17 protein-coding genes are annotated in these 17,725 nt (G+C 42.8%); 4 read left to right on the top strand and 13 right to left on the bottom strand.

The window, feature by feature from the left end; genetic code table 11:
* Window positions 1–95: 95 nt before the first annotated feature.
* Window positions 96–1,958: a beta-glucoside-specific PTS transporter subunit IIABC gene (locus tag ACETMN_RS16900; protein ID WP_091021021.1), complete on the bottom strand. Its 1,863-nt coding sequence runs from the start codon at window positions 1,956–1,958 to the stop codon at window positions 96–98.
* A 267-nt stretch (window positions 1,959–2,225) separates the two neighbouring features.
* On the opposite strand from ACETMN_RS16900, the gene ACETMN_RS16895 reads away from it, so the two are divergent.
* On the top strand, window positions 2,226–2,978 hold the full coding sequence (locus ACETMN_RS16895; protein ID WP_091021020.1) for a MurR/RpiR family transcriptional regulator: 753 nt from the start codon (window positions 2,226–2,228) through the stop codon (window positions 2,976–2,978).
* A gap of 92 nt (window positions 2,979–3,070) precedes the next feature.
* Here ACETMN_RS16895 and ACETMN_RS16890 read toward each other — a convergent pair whose 3' ends face one another.
* The 3 genes from ACETMN_RS16890 to ACETMN_RS16880 all read right to left on the bottom strand — a co-directional run bounded on the left by ACETMN_RS16890 (window position 3,071) and on the right by ACETMN_RS16880 (window position 7,625).
* Window positions 3,071–4,249 carry a CynX/NimT family MFS transporter gene (locus ACETMN_RS16890; RefSeq protein ID WP_091021019.1) on the bottom strand — a complete coding sequence of 393 codons (1,179 nt, stop codon included), beginning with the start codon at window positions 4,247–4,249 and terminating at the stop codon, window positions 3,071–3,073.
* 133 nt (window positions 4,250–4,382) lie between these two features.
* On the bottom strand, window positions 4,383–5,807 hold the full coding sequence (locus ACETMN_RS16885) for a glycoside hydrolase family 1 protein (RefSeq protein WP_091021018.1): 1,425 nt from the start codon (window positions 5,805–5,807) through the stop codon (window positions 4,383–4,385).
* A 306-nt stretch (window positions 5,808–6,113) separates the two neighbouring features.
* The gene (locus tag ACETMN_RS16880) at window positions 6,114–7,625 is read right to left on the bottom strand and encodes an FAD-dependent oxidoreductase (RefSeq protein ID WP_256975437.1); all 1,512 of its coding nucleotides are present in this window, start codon (window positions 7,623–7,625) and stop codon (window positions 6,114–6,116) included.
* A 163-nt stretch (window positions 7,626–7,788) separates the two neighbouring features.
* Here ACETMN_RS16880 and ACETMN_RS16875 point away from each other — a divergent pair, with 163 nt between their 5' ends.
* Complete coding sequence (locus ACETMN_RS16875) at window positions 7,789–8,358, top strand: TetR/AcrR family transcriptional regulator (RefSeq protein ID WP_076327468.1); 570 nt, start codon at window positions 7,789–7,791, stop codon at window positions 8,356–8,358.
* Between the two features lie 299 nt (window positions 8,359–8,657).
* Here the strand turns inward: ACETMN_RS16875 and ACETMN_RS16870 are convergent, their stop codons facing one another.
* The 4 genes from ACETMN_RS16870 to ACETMN_RS16855 all read right to left on the bottom strand — a co-directional run bounded on the left by ACETMN_RS16870 (window position 8,658) and on the right by ACETMN_RS16855 (window position 12,569).
* Window positions 8,658–9,086, bottom strand: a complete 429-nt coding sequence (locus ACETMN_RS16870) for a nuclear transport factor 2 family protein (protein WP_310335719.1) — start codon at window positions 9,084–9,086, stop codon at window positions 8,658–8,660.
* A gap of 522 nt (window positions 9,087–9,608) precedes the next feature.
* Entirely contained in the window at window positions 9,609–10,310 is a 702-nt protein-coding gene (locus ACETMN_RS16865; protein ID WP_411734805.1) for a hypothetical protein, read from the bottom strand.
* Window positions 10,311–10,437: 127 nt separating this feature from the next.
* Window positions 10,438–11,820: a sensor histidine kinase gene (locus ACETMN_RS16860; protein WP_411734804.1), complete on the bottom strand. Its 1,383-nt coding sequence runs from the start codon at window positions 11,818–11,820 to the stop codon at window positions 10,438–10,440.
* 41 nt (window positions 11,821–11,861) lie between these two features.
* Window positions 11,862–12,569: a response regulator transcription factor gene (locus ACETMN_RS16855; protein ID WP_091021014.1), complete on the bottom strand. Its 708-nt coding sequence runs from the start codon at window positions 12,567–12,569 to the stop codon at window positions 11,862–11,864.
* A gap of 158 nt (window positions 12,570–12,727) precedes the next feature.
* Between ACETMN_RS16855 and ACETMN_RS16850 the strand changes: the two genes are divergently transcribed.
* The gene (locus ACETMN_RS16850) at window positions 12,728–12,985 is read left to right on the top strand and encodes a GlsB/YeaQ/YmgE family stress response membrane protein (protein WP_091021013.1); all 258 of its coding nucleotides are present in this window, start codon (window positions 12,728–12,730) and stop codon (window positions 12,983–12,985) included.
* A gap of 124 nt (window positions 12,986–13,109) precedes the next feature.
* Here the strand turns inward: ACETMN_RS16850 and ACETMN_RS16845 are convergent, their stop codons facing one another.
* A complete protein-coding gene (locus ACETMN_RS16845; protein ID WP_091021012.1) occupies window positions 13,110–13,769 on the bottom strand; it encodes a TetR/AcrR family transcriptional regulator in 660 nt (219 codons plus the stop codon).
* A gap of 130 nt (window positions 13,770–13,899) precedes the next feature.
* Between ACETMN_RS16845 and ACETMN_RS16840 the strand changes: the two genes are divergently transcribed.
* On the top strand, window positions 13,900–15,468 hold the full coding sequence (locus ACETMN_RS16840) for an FAD-dependent monooxygenase (protein ID WP_411734803.1): 1,569 nt from the start codon (window positions 13,900–13,902) through the stop codon (window positions 15,466–15,468).
* A 138-nt stretch (window positions 15,469–15,606) separates the two neighbouring features.
* Here the strand turns inward: ACETMN_RS16840 and ACETMN_RS16835 are convergent, their stop codons facing one another.
* The 4 genes from ACETMN_RS16835 to ACETMN_RS16820 all read right to left on the bottom strand — a co-directional run bounded on the left by ACETMN_RS16835 (window position 15,607) and on the right by ACETMN_RS16820 (window position 17,697).
* Window positions 15,607–16,239, bottom strand: a complete 633-nt coding sequence (locus tag ACETMN_RS16835; RefSeq protein WP_091021010.1) for a histidine phosphatase family protein — start codon at window positions 16,237–16,239, stop codon at window positions 15,607–15,609.
* A gap of 90 nt (window positions 16,240–16,329) precedes the next feature.
* Window positions 16,330–16,641, bottom strand: a complete 312-nt coding sequence (locus ACETMN_RS16830) for a hypothetical protein (protein ID WP_411736455.1) — start codon at window positions 16,639–16,641, stop codon at window positions 16,330–16,332.
* Window positions 16,586–16,705: a hypothetical protein gene (locus tag ACETMN_RS16825; protein ID WP_373419916.1), complete on the bottom strand. Its 120-nt coding sequence runs from the start codon at window positions 16,703–16,705 to the stop codon at window positions 16,586–16,588. The genes ACETMN_RS16830 and ACETMN_RS16825 overlap by 56 nt, the downstream gene beginning before the upstream one ends.
* A gap of 443 nt (window positions 16,706–17,148) precedes the next feature.
* Window positions 17,149–17,697: a hypothetical protein gene (locus tag ACETMN_RS16820; protein WP_411734802.1), complete on the bottom strand. Its 549-nt coding sequence runs from the start codon at window positions 17,695–17,697 to the stop codon at window positions 17,149–17,151.
* Window positions 17,698–17,725: the final 28 nt, after the last annotated feature.

Raw genomic sequence — 17,725 nt, 5'->3', positions numbered from 1 at the left:
GAAGGAGTTTTTTGGGTTTTGCTATGCAACATCAAGACAAAAACGACAGTGTTCCAAAGATGCTTTGGAACACTGTCGCTATGGGTATAACCAGATTAAACTTTGACTGTATACATCCATTCTTTTTCAAGAATATTGGTACGACCAGCTGATTCCACATCGGTATATTGATGCATATTCGTAATAATGACCGGCGTTATCATGTTGTAACCCGCTTTTTCAATCTCTTCACGGTCAAATTCCATCAATAGGTCGCCTACGGATACTTTTGCTCCAGCCTGTACCTTTGGCGAGAAAAATTGGCCTTTCAACTTTACCGTATCAATCCCAATGTGAATGAGCATCTCTGCGCCAAGATCACTTACGAGACCAATAGCGTGACCACTCTTAGAAACAGAGAATACTGTGCCGTTAACTGGGGAAACTGCACGTCCTTCTGCAGGTTGAATGGCAAATCCTTTACCCATCATTTCTTCTGAAAAAGCAGGGTCTGGAACCAGGCTAAGTGGCTTAACTTCCCCACTGATAGGGCTGAATATTTGTTCATCCTGTAATTCAGTGTCTTCAGTTACTACAGATATAGTTGCAGACGTTGCTGATGGTGCAGGTACCTCTTCCTGGAAGCCCAGAATATAAGTAATGATGCTAGCGACAACGAATGCAATCAAAGCAGCAATTAGTGCATAGAGCAGGTTGCTAATGTCTGGACCGACATATGAGGCAGCTCCCGGAAGACCTACAGTGCTAATGAAATAGGCTTTAACCGAAAAGGCTCCCAGAAACGCTCCAGCGACTGCGCCCCCAATGAGCGCTGCAATAAATGGTTTTTTGAATTTCATGTTAATTCCGTACATGGCTGGCTCCGTAATTCCCATAAGAGCGGTCAGTCCTGTAGAATATGAAAGTGATTTGGTTTGGGTATTTTTAGACTTGAAGCCCACACCAAATGCGGCACCACCCTGGGCCATATTAGCTGCGAACATTAATGGAACGATAAAATCGTAACCAAGTGTTGCAATCGAACCAACTGCAAGCGGCAACAGTGCGTAATGCATGCCAGTAATAATCAGTACAGACATCGTGCCACCAATTAAAATACTTGCAAAAATGGATGCGTTATCAAATAACCATCTGATACCCCCAGATAAACCGTTTCCAATAATGCCACCCAGTGGCCCGATCGCGATCAAGGTTAGCGGTACCATAATAAGTAACGTTACAGTGGGTACAACAATCATTTTGAGTGAAGCATGCGTAACATGGTCTATAGCTCTCTCCACGTAAGCAGAGATCCAGATTGCAATGACGATGGGAATAACCGATGATGCATAGGATGTAGCAATAACTGTAATGCCTGCAAACGATGTATTACCCTCTTGAAACAAGGCTGTAATGGTTGGGTGCATAAGACCAGCCGCTAATGCAGCTCCCACATAAACATTGCTACCCATTTTCTTCGCAGCACTAACGGCCAGAAGAATAGGCAGGAAGTAGAATGCACCATCACCAACGGCGGATAAAATGATATAGGTTGAGCTTGTATTCGTCATCCAACCAAAAGCCACCAGAATGGACACGATCCCTTTGATCATACCTGCGCCAGCAATTGCTGGCAGGATTGGCGTGAACATGCCCGAGATGAAGTCAAATAATGCGCTGATCGGATTCCTTTGTTTCTTTCCACCTTTTGGAGCACTCTCTGCGTTAGGCTTCATGCTCATATTGGTCACTAGTGCTCTGTACACTTCGGAAACTTCATTGCCAATAATCACCTGAAACTGTCCACCGTTTTCCATTACACCCATAACGCCAGGTGTGTTTTTTAACGTTGTTCTGTCTGCTTGATTGTTATCGTTTAGATTGAATCTGAGTCGAGTCATGCAGTGTGTAACTTGATCGATATTCTCTTCCCCACCAACCAGTTTGAGAATATCTTTGGACAATTGTTGTTTATCCATGTTGTAAGGCTCCTTCGACGTATAATAAGGTATTCTCTGACCATGGACGCGTCTAGCCAGTTATAATGGAAGTGCGAAACATATGTTATAACGTCATGTTACTCAGAACAGAAAAGAAAATATATATGATTTAAGTGTTTAGTTTCCTTTGACACGAGATGATTTTTGTTACAAAAATGTAACACATTGTTTTTTAAACATAGGTAATGTATACTGCCTAAGCAGGTCACCTATTATTTTTATTATGGTCTAAGGGAGTGCATATCCATGTTCACCAGTGAGCAAATCTCATCCTATAACGAATTGGAACTATCTTTATATAACTATATTTCTCAGAACATGGAAAAAGTGGCGTACATGCGTATCAGAGAACTGGCCGATGAAACTCATGTATCTACAGCCAGCATTCTGCGATTTTGCAGAAAGAATCAATGTGAGGGATTTTCCGAATTTAAAGTAAAACTTAAGATGCTCGTTTCCCAACAAGATAAACTAACGAAGCAGGAGTTGAAAAGTCCACATCATGCAGTGTATGGGTTTTTTGAACGTTCTCAAGCTCCTGAATTGGAGGAGAAAATTCGGACGGCAGCAAAGTTAATTGCTAATGCCAGTAGCGTTATTTTTATTGGTATCGGGAGCTCCGGAATAATAGGAGAGTATGGAGCCCGATTTTTCTCAAATCTAGGGATCTGTTCCGTGTACATAAAAGATCCTCATTACCCCATCCATACCAGAATTCAAAAAGACAGTGTTACGATTGCATTATCTACGCGAGGTGAAAACCCGTTTGTGCTACCTTATCTCCAACGGATCAAGCAGGAGAAAAATAAAATTGTGGCGATAACGAACGATCGCCAATCCACCATGGCTAAAATATCAGATGTAAGTATCCCTTATTATGTAAAAGAAGAGTATTACGAATCCACGAACATCACCACTCAGGTTCCTGTTACTTTCCTGTTGGAATGGCTGGGACGAGAGGTTTTCAAAGAAATGGTAAATACAGAATTGGAGCTATGAGAAAGAACTCGATCTCTCTATAAATAAAGACCAGAAAGAGAGCCTTTTGGGCTCTCTTTTAAGTCACTATGGCTCTCGATGGGATGAGTACGTTAGACGCTTTCCATTACTTTTTTCCTTCGTGTTGCTGCAATTTGCGTCATAATCATTAGAATGATGATCACAATCATTCCAATCATAGCAGGTGTGAAACTATTGGAACCATCATGAATCCAGCCTAGCAATATTGGACCCAGCGCTCCAATAACATACCCGGCAGATTGCTGCATCGCTGACCAGGAAGTTGCATCGTTCACATTGGTTGTAGAATCAATCGGTAACATCAGGTTTAAGGTGAACAAGCCCCCTGCTCCAACTCCAAAGAGTACAACGGAAACCATCGGTATGAAATTCATCATCAATAAAATCAACCCAACAATCATGAACAGAGATTCACCAACCATCCATACTCTTCTTGAAGGAAAGTTCTTCAATAATACAGGAAGGACAAAGCTAATCGGGATTTGGATGACAACAAATATGGTCAGACAAAGCGTTGCATAGGATTTGCTATACCCCATTTCCTGAATCATTAACGGGAGCCACGCTGTAAAAGAATAAAACAACATAGCCATTAATCCAAATGAAAGCGTAAGCGTCCATGCGCTTCTATTTCCCCAGGGAAGTTTAATTATCGGACGTTCTTTTATTTCACTCACATTAGCATTAGCAGATTCAGATCGAGGCTTCACCATGATCCACCAGATGATCGCTGCTACAAAGGCAATGAATGCCCACCCTCCTACTGCTATCTGCCAAGAGTTGAAGTATGTCTTTAAGGGAATCGATACCATTGAACTGACCGCAGCCCCTACAGTGATTGCAATACTATAGAGTGCAATCATAGATGGAACATGATCGGGAAAATACTTTTTAATAAAACCTGAAGTTAACGGGCCGATCGAAGCGATCCCGATACCTACGATCAATGCTGATAAAAGTAAAACGGACGTAGACTGTGTAAATAGCCGAGTAGCTATTCCGATTCCGACCACAATCAGGGAATATCCAATGATTCGTTCTATTCCCCATCTCCCACTTGCTTTGACGGCAAAAGGTGAAAATACGCCCATACATAGTACAGGTATTGAAGTTAGCAAACTGGCTAGTGCAGCGCTCATCCCCAGATCCTCCCGAATCGTATCTAGCAGCGGAGATATGGAATTAATAGCCGGGCGCAAATTCAATGTAGCAACAAATAAAGCAATAATTAAAAACATTTTTCTTCTCATCTTCTACTCCCTAATCGTTCAAATATCAATTATTAAACTAAGAAAGAGCCGCTGACTGGCGGCCCTTTCTTAGTTTTATTCTGTAGGCCTTTAAGCTGATCTGTAATCAACAATGTTCCAACATTAGCACCTGCTACTCACGAAACAAGCTGCTCCCGTTGCTCTGAATGACATCTTTATACCAGTGGAAGGACTTCTTACGAAAGCGTTCCAATGTTCCTGAACCATCATCATGACGATCCACATAGATAAATCCGTACCGTTTTTTCATTTCTGCAGTTGTTGCACTAACCAAATCAATACAACCCCATGATGCATATCCCATTAATTCAACACCATCTTGAATGGCTTCAGCGACTTGAAGCAAGTGCTCCTTCAAATATTTAATGCGATAATCATCAATAACGGTTTTATTACCATTTTCGTCAGTGATCAGTTCATCTACGGCTCCTAATCCATTTTCAACGATGAATAATGGCTTCTGATAACGATCATACATTGCATTCATGATGTACCTTAAGCCTTTGGGGTCGATCTGCCAACCCCAATCACTCGCAGTCAAGAGCGGATTAGGAACACCACCAATCAGGTTTCCTTCTCCTTTAATTTGCTTGGCAGGATCAGCCGTTTCACAACTACTTTGATAATAGCTAAAGGAAATAAAGTCAACGGTGTTTTTCAAAATTTCTTCGTCGCCAGGCTCGAAATGAATGGTAATCCCGTTATCTTTCAAATAACGTTTCATGTAACCTGGGTAATAACCACGCACGTGAACATCCGTAAAACCTGTGTTCTTATGATCCGCTTCCATCACTTTGATCATATCATTAGGGTCAGGAGTCAATGGGTAAATCGGCATAGCAATGACCATACAACCAATTTTGAAATCCGGGTTAATTTCATGCCCAATTTTAACCGCCATTGCACTTGCAACAAACTCGTGGTGAACCGCTTGGTACAGGGCCTGTTTGCTAAGTTGATCCTTATGCGTGTTAATCCCGCCACTTGCAAACGGGTGTTCAAGAATCGAATTAATCTCGTTAAATGTGAGCCAATACTTCACTTTGCTTTTGTATCTCTCAAAAATGGTTCGCACATATCGTTCATAGAAATCGACCATTTTTCGATTCGCCCAGCCATCGTATTCCCTAACGAGATGTAGAGGAGTTTCATAATGAGAGATCGTAACTAGAGGTTCAATCCCGTATTTCCGGCACTCGTCAAAGAGGTTGTCGTAAAATTGAAGACCTTTTTCGTTTGGCTCAAGTTCATCCCCTTTCGGGAAGATTCTGGACCAAGCTATAGACGTACGAAAAACTTTGAAACCCATTTCTGCAAGGAGTTTAATATCCTCTTTATATCGGTGATAGAAGTCAATCGCAAATAACTTCATATTATCCTCTGTTGGTTCAATCGTCGGAGGTGTCTGAATGCCGTTTGGCATGATATCCTGAATGGAAAGTCCTTTTCCGTCTTCTTGGTAAGCACCTTCAATTTGGTTTGCAGAGACGGAACCTCCCCACAAAAAACCATTCGGAAATTGAAATGTTTGACTCATTTGGTAAGCCACCTTTCTTTTAAACCTTGAGCGGATCTGGATATAAATGAATCTCGCTTTATCGGTTTTTTATCATGTATTTGTTTTCACAACTTATGTTACATAGATTAATGCATAAAATACATGTTATTTCGTATTTAGTACAAGGTATCAGAGATTCACATTTGTAACATAAAAGTAACGTAGAGTTTCATTTTTTTCAAAGGATTGTTGCATGTTAGCTCAAGGGTAACTGTACTTCTAACACGCCATCATAATAGACACAAAATAAAAAAGCCGTCAAAATGACGACTTCATCATGATAAGTTATCCATTAAAAGAGGCAGGCTCAAGTGTTTCCAGCAGTTTCTTAATCTCTTCATCATATTCGGGTTGGAATAATGGAATGATCTCATCTAATTTTTGCTGGAACAAATCCGAATCCTGGACACGAAGCGCTGCTCTTAATTCAATTTCTTCTTCTGAACCATTGTCGTTTAGAATCATGTCCAGGACATCCGCTTTGAAATATTCACTTGGAGGAAGGATCAAAGCATTCATTAGGAATTGCATAAAAAAGAGATGGTTATCTTTTTCCTGATCTGCTTTTTTCATCGCTTGCTTCGTAAATAAGTTGATATATTTCTGAGCAAAATCCACTCCTTTCAGTTCATAAGGCCCACCATGTTCTACCCCTCTCCAACGCAGGTCAGCCACGGAACTAAGCCACCAAGCCGGATCGATGGCCTGCTGCATACGAAGCAATATGTTCCGTTCAAACTGCGGATCGGGATGCAAGCGCTTTGCTTCCAAAGACTTCCCTATAGTCTCAGCTTCGACCGCAGCAACGGTGATACCTTGTCCGTGAATAGGATCAAAGCTACAAAATGCATCACCAAGGACGAGTAAACCAGAGGGCCAATCTTCCATGAGTTCAAAATGCTGACGAACAGACTCGGAAATACGGTACCCCCTAGGCCCTTGCAATGGCTCCAACTGCTCCATTAACTTCACAATTTTATCTGAAGCAAATAGATGCTTGATTTGATCTTGAAACTCTTCGGGCTGAGTGGACGGATACTCATCTCCTCCAGCATTGAAAAGAATGAGTCCAGCGATATCATCCTCAATGCGCGTAAATATGCCTGCACGAATACCTTGCTCAGGATCTGAATCAGACATCACCCATTCGTTCGGAATGGAGGATTTAATGTTGTAATAACGGGTGCTATAACCAAGAGATACCTTTAGCACTTCTGGTTCTGGCACATTCAACCCTAATTTATCAAGCCACCTAATCAATTTGGAAGAACGTCCTGAAGCATCAATAACCATATCCGCTGGAAGTTGGTCTTTCCTTTTTTCACCGCTTCTTTCTTTGGTATAAATGCCTGTAACAGCATGCTGGTCTTCAGATACGATGAGTCCAGTAACTTCCATACTTGTTAAGAAGCTTATATGAGGGATATTTTGGATTCGTTTGCGTAGCACCCATTCCAGCAAAGCTCTGCTGCACGATGCAATTTTAAATGAAGAAGGATCCTCATTGTTAACTAATGTACCGTATCGATTAGTAACTATAAGCTTCTCATCGTGTGAAGAGATCGCTCCCAATGCTATCAATTCGTCATTGTATCCTGGGAAGTAATGTTCCATAATCAGCGCGCCGCGTGGTTGTACGCGGTGTGGATGAAAAGATTGAGGTACACCCTGTCGGTTATTTGGCTCCGAAGGGAATTCATCCCTTTCAATCACACATACTTCCTCATAATAATCAGCTAACATTCTTGCAGTAATTAATCCAGCAATCCCTGCTCCGATCACCACAGCTTTTTTCATGTCGGACACCGAAGATTCATCCTTTCTAGAAATTAGATTTTAATCTACACTTGTTGAAAAAACAAAATATTACTTATAATACCAATATAATCAAAATTTCTTTTATAGTAAGAATCAATATAGGGATGGTATATAGTTAAACTACGATATGGAAGTGGTGTAGATGAAAATCAATGAAAAAAAGCTTGATTTAAGAGTTGCCCGGACTCATAAATTGTTAATTACGGCCTTTAGAGATCTGTTATCTGAGCAAGGCAAACTATTCAGCAATATCACGATTAATGAGATATGTGACAAAGCGATGGTTCACCGTACAACGTTTTACAAACATTTTGAGGATAAATTTGCGCTGTTATCCGCTACCCTCACGTGGGTTCTTCAGGATTATTTACAAATGAGTATAGAAGATCGGCTTCGGCAACCCTTGCAAAGCCTATCTAGATTCATGTTGGAGAATTTACTGGAGCCAATTGTTCAAAACCAGAAGAATGACAAGGGATTTACTGACTTTTTCAAAAACTATATCGGAGATATATCCAGAAGAGATTTTCTGGAATTAAAAAGAAGAGGGAAACCATTTTCACCTCCCATAGAACTTTTAGCGGAATATCATTCAGGGGTCATTAGTTTACTTGTGACGTGGTGGATATATCATCTTGAAGAAGATGTTACGGCAGAACAGATGGATGAGTATTACTATCAAATGGTTAACGAGAAAATCATGTTAGACTAACATGAAGCTCATTCTACGCTACGCACATAGCAAAATTATCCCTTATGACATATTTTCACCAGAATAAGAAGGTATATTATTGTTGAGATAAAATAAAAGCCGATGGGCATTTTACTTATGTAAAGTCCCATCGGTTTCTTTGGTTTTAGGATAGTTCGGTTGAAGGCCACAGATCCTGTGAAACTAAAATATAAGTCGATAAAATTATGCCTACTGATCAAAAAAATGGGTTACTATGTAGCAAATCAGCAATGGTTGCTTACCAGAGGCCTATGAAGTAACAAGCACCAATATTCATCTTACGAGTTATATTCATTGTAAGCATCTTCAGTCGTCTGTACGTTCTTCAGATACACAATCTGCCCTGACTCGTTCACACGCATAATATCTATACCCGCCTTCGCATACACCGTGCCATCTACTGCTTGCCCGCATACTGCCCAGTTAGTTCGATAACTGCCGTCGGGCTGAAGAACCCATGCATCCCACATATGTTTAATGTCTTTATTGTATTCATAAAAAGTCTTAATAACCACCTCGAATCCTGTACGACTGCTACCGTTTGAAACAATTTCAGCATTCTGCGTGAACAGGGATAACAAATCCTTCATAGCCCGGTCGTCAGTGCGAGATGCATCAAACAAGCGAAAATAATTATTTAACATCGTGATGTTTGCATCGGTGTTCAGAGAGTTGGTAGTATTGCCAGCGGTTGCTGTATTGGACATGTTATTACCTCCTATATTGTCTATACTGTCTTATGCAGTGCAGTTTCAGTTCGAATATTTTCGAACTGTTTGGCCTGAAAAGAAATATATCACACTTCCCACATAGCTGCAATACATAATTCGAAAATTTTCGAACAATAAAAAGAGGTTGAAAATGCTAGTATCTATCTTATGAGAACTCTAAGAATTCCCTACAGGTTCGGAGAGAGGTCAATCGAGGGTACCGTTTGTTGGAGGTTGATCTTGTGCAGAAAACGGACGGGAAGCTTGTAGCCAGACATGATTGGTCGCAGAAGCTACAGCCGGATTTAACCGCTCATCGCGGACGAAACGTAACAAAGTTTCAGTTTGCAAACTCGCTAATCATGGGTTGCATTTGCCCAAGCAGCGCTTCATTTAAAAGTCCTAAAATGAAGTTAACCCTCAATACTCCTTTTCAGGATGTAAGAGGGTTAACTTTCATTTTATACATGTGTTAAAGGTGAATCGAATGAATGGCTTGCCAACATCGATCACTAAATATTAGTCCAGAAGGCTGAAGATCTGAATGCTCTCTACCTTGGCATCCTTGATATGAAACGACATCACATCCACATAATTGGATGGCTCGTAACGGAAGTCATCCTCCTCATCAGGGGCTCCATCACCAAGCAGTTTCCCCTCAGGGTATGCGTTTTTGAGTGTATCCAGGCTATCTCCTGCTTTAATGTTTCGCACTGTCGCGTACTTAGGATCTGTGATTTCGATATGAAAGATGGAGTCTTGTTTCCCCTTCGGTATACTGATTGTTTTAATCTCCAGACCAGGATACGTGTACACTTTTTCCGTAAAACCGATTAAGTTATCCATATTTGTTCCATCGTCGGCACTGTACGTATGAGATTTCAGGTTATCCGGTTTGCCCAGCATCTGTTCCATCTGATCTTCATTCGCTGTATCCGAAATCGCAATGGTGTGCTCATTATAGACAAAAGCAAGTTCCTTCAGCACCACATTGCCTTCCTTCTCCATCGAACCTTCTTTAATAGCTTCAGTGCCCTTTTCTTCCGAATTTTCGGAAGCAGGCGCATTAGCATTTGTCGCACCTTCACCTGTGTTCTGTTCATTTGTTGTGTTCTGTCCGGTTGCGGGAGATGTAGCTTCACTGGACTGACAGCCAGTTAATGCCCCCGTTAGTAAAGCACCTAATACGATAAAACTTGCAGCTTTCTTAGTTAATTTCATCATGATCCCTCCATAAATGTGTGATTTGTTCTTATGAAGTGATTATAAATAAAACATTTGTTAGTCTTATAACAGAAATGTACCAATCTTGTAACGTTAAGATTTAGGCTTGGGTTTAGATGCAGGTCTACGCACGAGGCAAAACAATTGTAACGGTTGTCCCTTTTCCCACTTGACTTTCGATGTCGATATATCCATTAAACCGCTCTACAATCTCTTTGCAAATCGAAAGTCCAAGACCTGAACCATTTGCTGTACTTGCATTTTTCGCCCGGTAAAAGCGTTCCTGCACTCGCTCCAGCTCGTCGCCCGCGATGCCTATGCCTTGATCACATATCCGTATAACTACTTCGTTTGGCGTATGTTCCAACCTCAATTCGATCAGCGATGGACTAGCTGAATATTTGATGGCATTGTCTACAAGGTTAGCGATCGCATGGGACATCAGCATTGGATTCACGTTGGCGTGCACTCTTGTCGTACCCTCATCATCCGGTTCTTCCTCCGCCTGACTAACTCTGATCTCGATCCCTTTATCCTTAGCCTTCGCTCCCATATTCATTACAACTTGCTGAATTAGTTCGTTCATTTCGGTCTTCTCGACTTCCAAATCGTTAGAACCAGCCTTATCGAATCGGGATAACAACAACAGTTCATTAATCAAGCGGGTGAGCCGATCCGATTCCTGCAACAGATGAGCATAGATTTTTTGCAGCTCCTTGTTCTCGGTCTCCCCTTCAACCAAGTATTGAGAGAAACCACGAATGGCTGCCAAGGGTGTTTTTAACTCGTGAGATACGTTGGAGACAAATTGTTTCTGGTACTGAATGTAATCATGAAGCTGCCGCCCCATGGAATCCAGCCCATCTGCCAGCATGCCCAGCTCATCCTTCCGTTTTAGATGAACTCTCCGAAACTCCTGTCTGGAGAAACTTTGCGCAGCGCTAAGCAGTATCTTAATCGGCTTGGTTGTGTTGCGTGCAATCCACAGGCTGGATAACGTAATCAGCACAATAAATCCGCCTGCACCGACAAACAGGATATAACGAATTTGATCCATGATCGCATAAAAGTAGGAAATGTCATCCACGAATTCATACACATAAGCGTTTTCGTAGAATTGATCCTGAATGGGCGTCGCAAAATAAAGCAGATGATCTTCCGTGACGGTGTAGGCATAACTGCCGCTTAGTGCTTTCTCAATATTTTTGTCAAAAATAAGCGGTTTGCCATCATTAATGATGATGCCATCCACAGCTAGGCCCAGCAACTGCTTGGAGCTGTCATAGATACGTACTTCCTTGCCTGAAGCTTTCAGCTTCTCCAGAGCAAGTCTGACAATTTCCTTCGTCTGGGGCTCTCCTGACGAGGACCTATGCTGTGCCAACACCTCACGGAAGGACAACTCCGACAGATCTGCCTTCTCCATCATCTGTTTCTCAATGGTAACGAAGCTATAGTAATCGATAGCTTTATTTACCGCAAAAATGATGATGCCAAAAGACAGCACGGAGAAAAATAAATAATTCAGCAGTAACCGGGTTGCATACTTCAGGCCTCGCCACCTCCAAGTTGATAGCCAAATCCATAGATCGTTTTGACGTACTTCGGTTCGTCAGCGTTATCCTCGAGCTTCTTCCGTAGTCGCATGATGGTCATATCCACACTGCGACTGTCTCCCATAAAGTCATATCCCCATCCAATCTGCAGCAGCTCATCCCGGGTATAAATTTTGTCTGGCCTTTTGAGTAACGTTTCCAGTATTTTGAACTCTTTGGCCGTTAAAGACACGGGTACACCGTTTTTAAGTACCCTGCGGCTTTCCAGATCAAATGTCAGCTCTTCATGAATGATGCGTGTAGATTTCACTTCTGTCCCTTCACTCGATTCCTCCTTACTCTCGTTTCTTCTCAGAATCACCTTGATCCGAGCGAGCAATTCACGATTGTCAAAGGGTTTGGTCATGTAATCTTCCGCCCCTAGCTCTAGTCCGAGCACCTTGTCAATTACCTCATTTTTGGCAGAGAGCATGATCACAGGAATGGCACGTTTTCCGGTAATTACCTTACACAAGTCATAACCGGAGCAGTCTGGCAGCATCAGGTCTAGTACCACTAAATCGGGTTGAAAAGAGTCGAGCAGCTGCAGGCCCGTTTTGCCGTCCTCTGCGGTCTGCACATCATAGTTTTCTCGTCTTAGCACCAGCTCAATTAAATCTCGAATTGCGATTTCATCATCAATGACTAGGATTTTCTTCAAATGTACAAGCACCCCTATCTAGCTTGTTCTCCAGCTTCAATCATATATTAACCCATATTAGCACAGACGCTTTAGATTCCTCCACCAACAGGAACATGAGGTATATTCCAACGAACCCAACATAACTTGTAGTAAACCCGAAGAAAGGAGAACAATCCATGGATCTGCTCTGGGTACTCATTGTTGGTGGACTTATTGGTTGGTTAAGCGGCAACTTGATTGGGCGAGACGTACCGGGCGGTGTACTTGGGAACGTTATTGCGGGTTTTATCGGTTCCTGGTTAGGAACGGAATTGCTGGGACCAAGGGGACCGGTGATTGGCGGATTTCATATTATTCCAGCCATTGTTGGCTCGGTTATTGCCCTGCTCATCTTCTTCGCTCTGGCACGCGGCGGAGCCTTCCGAAGACGTTAACAAAGAGAGGCGGAAACCGATCCCGTGGTTTATTAGTACGGTATAAACATAAAAGGACCGAAAGTATTCATCGATAGAAGATGAATGTTTACAGTCCTTTTTTTATTTTTGAACAAAATCGCATTCAGTATGATGGTTGATCTTCCTTTTGAACGCTACGAGGCGCATAAGCGCAAAGAAAGACACGCACCCCTTCAGTGATGATACGTTTGGTTTGTTCCTCTTCCAATGCCTCTGTTTTTCTGGGTTGATTAAATACCAATAAAAACGTTAATGCAGCGAAGTGCTTTGTAGCCATTTCAGGATCGGGCACATGGAGCAATCCGGTTTGTCCAAACTCTGTAAACCTCTTGATAATCCCCTCTTCAGTGGCATTATCCAGCCTATCAAAAAACGAGTCTGGCAGGTTGGCGGTTTCCACCATAACCAGACGGATCAAAGCCATGTAATCGGACGAACCGTTCGCAGAAGCTACGATTTGTTCGCAAAATAAGATGAGCGCCTGCTTCAGATCCTCGAATTCCAAGAGGTGATCTGAAATCCCTTGCTCAATCATGTCAAGAACCGCCAAACTGGATTCTTCAACAACGGCAAGCAGTAGATTCTGTTTGTCGCCATAATAATCATAAACTGTCCGTTTGGAAACTCCCGCTTTAGCTGCGACCGCATCGACGCTGGATCGATCAAACCCATCGGAAAGAAACAGGTCTCGTGCTGCCGCAATAATTTTAGCTCTTTTGTCTGAAGAGCCTTTGCGGATTTTCTTGTTTTCCGTATAATCCATTCTTACGTTGCCCCCTTATAGGTATACCATCAGAAATTGATTAGAGTTCTGTTCTGTTTACAAACTACACTGCACGGTGTAGTATAACAAATGTAGCATATCAAATCAATGATCAAGGAGGATTCTATTCATGAATACCAAGCCGTCTTTTGTTGATGTTCTTATTGTCGGGGCCGGTCCTACAGGGCTTACCCTTGCCTGTGATCTGGCCCGTCGAAACATCGACCATCGTATTATTGAACGAAGCTCCTTATTTAACGTTGCTTCTCGCGCCAAAGGAATACAGCCTCGCTCGCTTGAAGTTGTGGATGATTTGGAGGCCGTCCACTACATTATTGACACAGGTGTTGTGGATGTGCCTGTTCGTTATTATACCGCAGATGGCAGGAGTGTGGACAAGCCGTCTATTACCGTTGCAGCCAGCCCCGAACTTGAAACACCCTATCGCGATCCGGTCTGGATTGCTCAATATGATGTAGAAAAAGCATTGCGCGACCGATATGCAATGCTTGACGGTCAAGTTGAGTTGGGCATGGAAGCCATAAGTCTTGTTCAGGATGAGGATGGTGTAACGATAACCGTGAATTCACCACAAGGAGAAGAGCAAATTCGCGCTCGTTATGTAGTTGGCGCTGACGGGGGCAAAAGCAATATCCGCAAGTTTATTCACTTACCGCTAGTTGGGGAAACACACGATCAAGAGCGATGGTATCTTGGCGATGTACGATTGGAAGGGTTAGATCGTGACCATATCCATATCTGGACTTCTTCGGAGGGGATGATCGGGGTGACGCCGCTGCCAAAATCCGATATTTGGCAACTGCAGGCTACAATTCCGGAAGACATCGAAGAACCAGAGCAGCCTTCGCTAGAGGCGTATCAAGCCATGTTTGATCGTCGCGCAGGGGCCGGACGTGTTCGGCTTACGGCTGCTTCCTGGCTGTCCATCTACCGGGTGAACGTTCGTATGGTTGAATGTTACCGCAACGGCCGGGTCTTCCTTGCCGGCGATGCTGCTCATGTTCATTCGCCGGCCGGTGGTCAAGGCATGAATACGGGGATGCAGGACGCGTACAATCTCGGCTGGAAGCTGGCGGATGTGATACGAGGAGCGGACACCGCCTTACTCGACACGTACGATGAGGAGCGCCGCCCAGTGGCTCAAGCTGTTCTTGAGGACAGCACGAAGAAGATGGGAGTGGTCATAGGAACGGCGACTGAAGGCGGAGGGTTGTCCCAAACTTTGAGCACCATATCCGACGATCTGACGAGTGGGCTACTCATTTCCTATCGCTCAAGTTCGCTTACCCGTCGTTCTGCTCGAACAAATGCTACCCGTTCATTTCCTGGGGATCGTGCTCCTAATGCTACGGGCCTGCAAGGCACCGGATTTGCAGGAAGTCTCTTTGACCTATTGCGAGGCCAACACTGGACGCTTTTGGCTTTTGCAAACAGCGTCGATCCTTCGCTGAAGAACTTCACCAACAACGAACTCAACATACATTATATTCTGCCATCCAACGTGGAAAGGGCAGCGGAAGGTTTAATAGACACAGCAGGTAATGCCTATCGAATTTACGATGTAACAAGTAAAGAACTTGTATTGATTCGTCCTGACGGATATATTGCAATGCGTACCTCCATTGATGATGCTTCATCAATTTCGAATTACTTGAATTCCATATATCGGGCAAACTGATTTGGACAAGACCAGCGGGAAATAAGATAAATACAAGAGGAAATCAAAGAAGGGCAACTTTTGTCACCAAAAGCGGCCCCTCTCTTTTTACTTCAATCCATTTTTTTAAATTTTTCCTCTTGAAATACAATCTTTGATCTAATTTGACACTCCGGCTAGCTGTAAAACATCTTCTAATGTCAATTTCCCAATAACCTCATACCCTTTTTGATCTCCCAGTGGTTTTAGAATAACGGTCTCCATACTCGCAAGTTCTCCTACTCCTATCCCGGGAGGAAAAGAGTGGGCTATAATTACTCTGTTAACATGAGTCGGAGGTATTTGTTCAATTTCATTTGTAAATGCTCGCAATGTACTATTTATTTTTTCAGTGCTCGGATTTTGACTGAGATTATATATGTTTAACCAGAAATCATTTACTTTTACCTGTTGTGTACCAAAAGCAATCTGAGCCGTTTGGAGGGTTCTACATAAAGGACTTGCTTCTACAGGTATTTGGAGGGGAATGTTTAATTTACGGATAGCCTCGCCATACTTTTCAGCTTGTTCCTTTCCCAATACACTTAAATTCCGCTGCGTAGTGCAATCTGTTAGACTAAAGTTTTGTTGATCTGCCCCTACAGTTGCATCTCCATGTCGGATATAAAGGATGTATCCGCCTTTTTGAAGATCTTTTATGAGAGAAGATCCGGTAATCTCTGCTCCCCAGGCACTATAAGTTGTTCCAAGCAACAGAAAAAAACAGGGTATCAAAATGAATAATCGGAACATTTCTCTTCCACCTTTTTTCTTCTACACTCCCCCTTATTGCGATAACTTATACAACGCGCTTCATCATTCTATGGAATCGTTCGAGAAAATCTACGCCATGTTACAATCCAGACTACTGAAAAATCGTTCAACCAAAACATCACCATATATTTTCTTCATATGGACTGTGTTAAAAATATATTGTTCCATAGGCTCAAGCCTGCGAAGACTGCGTACCAGTACCTTCCGATCATCTTCAGATAGGTTAGGGTCATCGTCTATCTTCATCAAAGCATTTTTCACACGTGCGGATATCTGTTCAACATACAGATGATTTTTGGATTTTGGCGGAATACATTGTGTCAGGTCACTTGTCGGTAAAGGAACAATTGACGATATTCGCCGCTTGTAAAATCCGGTCATTGAATCTACATTTATAAAAAGTACAGTCGATAAACGTAGCGTTCTCCAATGTCATCCCTCTCATATCACAGGAGGAAAATTCGCAATTGGTGAAAACAGCTTCGTCTTTGGCGATGCCAACAGAGCGCAAGTCGGAACGAATAAATGTACAATGATCAATCGTACTACCGGCAAAAAATCTCGCATTTGTAAGATCGCACGTATCAAATATCAGATGCTGCAGGGTACAGCTCCAAAATATGGGTGAACCAACATTTGAGTTGATTATGGTTGTACCGCTTATCGTTTCGTCTTCATACCTGACAATATCAGAAAATAATTCGCTGTTTAATGACATATCAGACTCAAGTCTTCTCATCCCTATCACCCTATCAGTCCCTCGACATGAATTGTTATTACTAATATATGTTCCCTACTTTGAGCTAGGAATGGAACGCCCCTCCATGCTTGGTCTCAGTCCTACCATGGGGGTGCAGACCAGCGTGGGTGCTTCTTTTTTTGATTTCTTCAGGGAGCAAAAACCTCCGGGTAATCCTTTCGCCAAGCGCCGATACATCCAACTAAACAGGCAGTATAACATGTCATTGCACTGTCGTCCTCGTTCTTTTCATACTCAATGGCGACATTGATGCCGGATTCACGCCAAGCCAGAAACGGACCGCTGCCCCCGAGCCATTCCCCTTCTTCATACAATGCAGGTTGACCGTATTCACGAATCAACATATCTGGCGTTGAGTTCATTGTCATTCCGGCAGGAAGCTGTCCTGGAAATGGGGTATGGATTCGGTCATCCGATCCAGGAGCAAGAAAATGGACGGCGCCGATTATCCATTCATCCGTGTTCAGATCGTCACGTCCAGTCAGTTCATGAATTTTCGGTGAGCGATAAACGTCTAGGCGGATAGATGACTTTACAGACCAAATAATGTCGTCACTAAAATAATCGCTCGCCTTCGGCATACGTTTGACACCGAAGGATTGCAATATTTGTTGAACACGCCTGGAATCATAAGGCTGACCTAGCATGGCAATGAGGTGTTCAGATGGTTCTTTCATGGATAGTGACACACCTTTCTCTTTGCTC

It is taken from the genome of Paenibacillus sp. M2, from assembly GCF_046713495.1.
GTDB classification, from domain to species: Bacteria; Bacillota; Bacilli; order Paenibacillales; family Paenibacillaceae; genus Paenibacillus; species Paenibacillus amylolyticus_B.
Note: the sequence above shows the minus strand (reverse complement) of the source record. Positions and strands in the feature narration are given on the sequence as shown.